4 protein-coding genes are annotated in these 5,441 nt (G+C 69.0%); all 4 read left to right on the forward strand.

The genetic code is table 11. The features are described from left to right. Positions 1-925: signal recognition particle-docking protein FtsY (gene ftsY / locus BST14_RS27315; protein ID WP_142279647.1), on the forward strand; the 925-nt coding region annotated here is incomplete at its 5' end. Positions 926-1,115: 190 nt separating this feature from the next. After that, positions 1,116-2,501, forward strand: coding sequence for an ammonium transporter (locus BST14_RS27320; RefSeq protein ID WP_142279648.1), 1,386 nt, complete (start codon positions 1,116-1,118; stop codon positions 2,499-2,501). Further along, entirely contained in the window at positions 2,498-2,836 is a 339-nt protein-coding gene (gene glnB / locus BST14_RS27325; RefSeq protein WP_003878721.1) for a nitrogen regulatory protein P-II, read from the forward strand. The genes BST14_RS27320 and glnB overlap by 4 nt, the downstream gene beginning before the upstream one ends. 45 nt (positions 2,837-2,881) lie before the next feature. Next, complete coding sequence (locus BST14_RS27330; protein WP_083067409.1) at positions 2,882-5,368, forward strand: [protein-PII] uridylyltransferase; 2,487 nt, start codon at positions 2,882-2,884, stop codon at positions 5,366-5,368. The last annotated feature ends 73 nt before the right edge of the window (positions 5,369-5,441 follow it).

The raw sequence follows: 5,441 nt of genomic DNA on the forward strand, positions 1-5,441 counted from the left end.
AATCGCGCCCGCCGAGGGCCGCCTGGAGCGGCTGCGCGGCCGGCTGGCCAGGTCGCAGAACGCGCTCGGGCGCAGCGTGCTGGGTCTGCTCGGCGGCGGCGACCTGGACGAAGACGCCTGGCAGGACGTCGAGGACACGCTGCTGATCGCCGACCTGGGCCCGGTGGTCGCCGAATCCGTCATCTCTCAGCTGCGCTCCCGACTGGCCAGCAGCGACGTGCGCTCCGAGGCCGACGCCAAGGCCGTGCTGCGCGACGTGCTGATCAAGGAGCTCCAACCCGGCATGGACCGGTCGATCAGGGCGCTGCCGCACCCCGACCACCCCTCGGTGTTGTTGATCGTCGGCGTGAACGGCACCGGAAAGACCACCACCGTGGGCAAGTTGGCCCGCGTCCTGGTCGCCGACGGGCGACGCGTCGTGCTGGGCGCCGCCGACACCTTCCGCGCCGCGGCGGCCGACCAGCTGCAGACCTGGGCGGCGCGGGTCGGGGCGGAGGTGGTGCGCGGGGCCGAAGGCGCCGACCCGGCCTCGGTGGCGTTCGACGCCGTCGACAAGGGCATCGTCGCGGGCGCGGACGTGGTGCTCATCGACACTGCGGGGCGGCTGCACACCAAGGTCGGGCTGATGGACGAGCTCGACAAAGTTAAGCGGGTCGTAACACGGCGGGCCGCGGTCGATGAGGTGTTGCTGGTGCTCGACGCCACCATCGGACAGAACGGGCTGGCCCAGGCGCGGGTGTTCGCCGAGGTGGTCGAGATCACCGGCGCCGTGCTGACCAAGCTAGACGGAACGGCCAAGGGCGGCATCGTCTTTCGGGTTCAGCAGGAACTCGGTGTGCCGGTCAAACTCGTCGGGCTGGGGGAGGGTCCCGACGACCTGGCGCCGTTCGAACCGGCGGCTTTCGTCGACGCGCTGCTCGGCTGAAATCCCTTACACGGCGAGCGGGACGTTAATCCCGCCGAAACACGGCCGCACCATCGCCGAAACAACGATTGCGCAATCTTCTGGTCAGGTCGTCAGACGCGTGTCTGGTGGCCGATCGTGGGCCGACCGGAGGAGATTGCGAGTGACATACCCGATACTGGGCCAGCCCAATACCGGCGATACCGCCTGGATGTTGGCCAGTTCCGCGCTGGTGCTGTTGATGACGCCGGGTCTGGCGTTCTTCTACGGCGGTATGGTGCGCGCCAGGAGCGTGCTGAACATGCTCATGATGAGCATCAGCGCGATGGGCGTGGTCACCGTGCTGTGGGTGCTCTACGGCTATTCGATCGCGTTCGGTGACGACGCCGGCGGCGTCGTGGGGAAGCCGACCTCCTTCTGGGGCCTCAAGGGCCTCATCGGCGTCAACGCGGTGGCCGCCGATCCGAGCAAAGGCGTTGCGGCAACCGACATCCCGCTGGCGGGCACCCTACCCGCCACCGTGTTCGTGGCCTTCCAGCTCATGTTCGCGATCATCACCGTCGCCCTGATCTCCGGCGCGGTGTCCGACCGGCTGAAGTTCGGCGCCTGGCTGGTGTTCGCCGGTCTGTGGGCGACGTTCGTCTACTTCCCGGTCGCCCATTGGGTTTTCGCGTTCGACGGCTTTGCCTCCGAGAAGGGTGGCTGGATCGCCAACAAGCTGCACGCGATCGACTTCGCCGGCGGGACGGCGGTCCACATCAATTCCGGTGTGGCGGGCCTGATGCTGGCGATCGTGCTCGGCAAGCGTCGCGGTTGGCCCGCCACGTTGTTCCGGCCGCACAACCTGCCGTTCGTGATGCTCGGCGCCGGATTGCTGTGGTTCGGTTGGTACGGCTTCAACGCCGGATCGGCCACCACCTCCAACGGAGTCGCCGGGTCGACCTTCATGACGACGACGGTCGCGACGGCCACCGCAATGCTGGGCTGGATGCTCACCGAACGCATCCGCGACGGCAAGGCGACGACGCTGGGCGCGGCGTCGGGCATCGTCGCGGGCCTGGTCGCCATCACGCCGTCCTGCTCGTCGGTCAACGTGCTGGGCGCGCTGGTGGTGGGCCTGGTGGCCGGCGTGTTGTGCGCGCTGGCCGTCGGCCTGAAATTCAAGCTCGGCTTCGACGACTCGCTCGACGTGGTCGGCGTGCACCTGGTCGGCGGACTGGCCGGCACGCTGCTGGTGGGGCTGCTCGCCGCCCCGGAGACCCCGGCCATCAACGGCGTCACCGGCGTATCCAAGGGATTGTTCTACGGCGGCGGCGGGGCCCAGCTCGAACGCCAGGCAGTCGGCGCGTTCAGTGTTCTCATCTACTCTGGGGTGGTTACGCTGATCTTGGCGTTGATCCTGAAGTACACCATCGGGCTTCGTCTCAACCCAGAAGCGGAAGCCGCGGGCATCGACGAGGCCGAGCACGCCGAGAGTGGCTACGACTTCGCCGTGGCTACCGGTTCGGTTCTGCCGCCCCGGGTCCCTGTGGCGGATACCCGCAACGGGCTGGAGGAGGAGCGAGTGGGCGACAAAGTGGAGGCAGAGCAGTCATGAAGCTGATCACCGCGATCGTAAAGCCGTTCACGCTCGATGACGTGAAGACCAGTCTGGAGGACGCGGGCGTCCTGGGGATGACGGTCAGCGAAATCCAGGGCTACGGACGGCAGAAGGGTCACACCGAGGTCTACCGGGGCGCCGAATACTCGGTTGACTTCGTGCCGAAGGTGCGCATCGAGGTCGTCGTCGATGACTCCATCGTCGACAAGGTCGTGGACAGCATCGTCCGGGCGGCGCGCACCGGCAAGATCGGTGACGGCAAAGTGTGGGTGAGCCCCGTGGAAACCATTGTCCGGGTGCGTACCGGCGAACGCGGAACCGATGCGCTATGACATCCGCTGTCAATTGCTGATTCGACCCGGGCGGGCCGGGAGGGCATGACCCCGAACGACCCCGACTCGTCCGGGCACCCAGCCGTGACAGAAAGCGCCTGCGGGGCAGTCGATCTGGCTGCCGCGCGGCGCCAGCTGTTGTCTGAGGGCAGCAGGCTGCACGCCGCCGAGCTGCGACACGCCTGGCTCGATCTGCACGAATCGTGGTTGATGGCCAAGGCGGCCGGGATCGGGATTGCCGACGACAGCGGCTTCGCGCTCGTCGGGATCGGCGGATTGGGCCGCCACGAGCTGTTGCCGTATTCCGATCTTGACCTAATGCTGTTGCACGACAACAAGTCCGACGACGTACTGGGCAAACTCGCCGACGAGTTGTGGTATCCGCTGTGGGACGCCAACGTTCGGCTCGACCACAGCGTGCGAACCGTCTCCGGGGCGCTCGGTATCGCCAACGCCGACATGATCGCCGCGCTGGGCATGCTCGACGCCCGCCACATCGCCGGTGACGCGCGATTGTCCGACGAACTGATCGCCGGCGCACGACGGCAGTGGCGCAGCGCGATCCGCTCCCGGATGAACGAACTCGTCGAGATGACGCAGGCCCGCTGGGAACGTTGTGGCCGCATCGCGCAGCGGGCCGAGCCGGACCTGAAATCGGGCCGCGGCGGCCTTCGCGATGTGCAACTGCTCGACGCGCTGGGCGTGGCGCAACTGATCGACCGCCACGGCATGGCCCGTCCGGAGTCACCCGGGGGTTCCCTCGACGACGCCCACCTGACGCTGCTCGACGTGCGCACCGAGCTGCACCGCGTCTCGGGCCGCGGACGCGATCAGCTGCAGGCCCAATACGCCGACGAGATCAGCGCCGCTTTGCACATCGGTGATCGATTCGACTTGGCGCGCAAGCTATCCGATGCGGGACGCACCATCGCCTACCACGCCGAGACGGGCATCCGGACCGCCGAGAACGCCCTGCCGCGCCGCGGGGTGACGGCCCTGGTGCGGCGGCCCAAGCGGCGCCCGCTGGACGAGGGCGTCGTCGAATACGCCGGGGAGATCGTGCTGGCCCGCGACGCACGCCCGGACACCGACGTGGGTTTGGTGCTGCGGGTGGCGGCGGCCTCGGCCGACACCGGGCTGCCGATCGGCGCCGCCACGCTGAGCCGGCTGGCCGCCAGCGCGCCGGAGATGCCGGTGCCCTGGCCGCGAGAGGCGTTGGACGACTTGCTGGTTGTGCTGTCCGCCGGACCTACCACGGTGGCGACGATCGAGGCGCTGGACCGCACCGGGGTGTGGGGGCGGCTGCTGCCGGAATGGGATGGGATCCGCGACCTGCCGCCCCGCGACGTCGCGCACAAATGGACGGTGGACCGCCACGTCATCGAGACGGCCGTCAACGCCGCGCCGCTGTCCACCCGGGTGGCGCGACCCGACCTGCTCGCGCTCGGCGCGCTGCTGCACGACATCGGCAAGGGCCGCGGCGTCGACCACAGCGTGCTCGGGGCGGGCCTGGCGCTGGAAATCGGGGCGAGGCTGGGCATGGCGCCGGTCGAGGTCGAGCTGCTCGCCCAGCTGGTGCGCCACCACCTGCTGCTGCCGATCGTGGCCACCCGCAGCGACCTCAACGACCCCAAAACCATTGAGCGCGTGGTGAAAGCGCTCAGCGGCGACGCGCTGTTGCTCGAAGTCCTGCACGCGCTGACCGAGGCGGACTCGAAGGCCACCGGTCCGGGCGTATGGAGCGAGTGGAAGGCATCGCTGATCGAGGACCTGGTGCGGCGCTGCCGGCTGGTGATGGCCGGCGAGCCGCTTCCCGAAGTCGAACCCGCTGCGCCGCAATACCTTTCGCTTGCCGCCGACAGCGGCGTTCACGTGGACATCAAACCCGGCGGCGGCGAACGCCTGGACGTGGTGATGGCCGCGCCGGATCAACGGGGACTGGTGTCCAAAGCCGCCGCCGTGCTGGCCCTGAACTCGCTGCGCATCCATTCGGCATCGGCGAGCACCCATGAGGGACTCGCGATCGTCGAATTCGTGGTGTCGCCGCTGTTCGGCTCGCCACCGGAAGGGGGGCTGCTGCGCCAGCAGTTCACCGGCGCGCTCGGGGGCGACGTCGACGTGCTGGGCAGTTTGGAGAAGCGCGACAGCGACGCCGTCAGCGCGGCGGCCAGCCGGGCCGGGGAGGTCCAGGTCGGGGTGCCCGTCACACGGTCGAGCGCACCACCTCGCATCCTGTGGGTTGACCCGGTTGCACCCGATCAGTTGATCGTCGAAGTCCGCGCCATGGACCGCCTCGGGTTGCTCGCGCTGCTGACCCGGGCGCTGGAGCGCGCGGGCACCGACATCGTCTGGGCGAAGGTCAACACATTTGGGTCGACGGTGGCCGACGTCTTCGCCGTGACGGTGTCCGAACAAGCGGTCGCCGCGGCCGGCGACGCCGAGCACGGCGCGCGGGACGCGGTCGAGCAGTCTCTGCTGGCGGTGCTGGGCGGCCCGGCCGTCGAGGTGCTCGAGGAGCCCGTCGGCGACTAGGGCGTGTCTGACAAATGGGGTAGCCAGAGGGTGATGGCGCGTAGGACTGCTGCGCCGCGGTAGACGACGGCGA

Source organism: Mycobacterium arosiense ATCC BAA-1401 = DSM 45069, from assembly GCF_002086125.1.
In the GTDB taxonomy this organism is placed as follows: domain Bacteria; phylum Actinomycetota; class Actinomycetes; order Mycobacteriales; family Mycobacteriaceae; genus Mycobacterium; species Mycobacterium arosiense.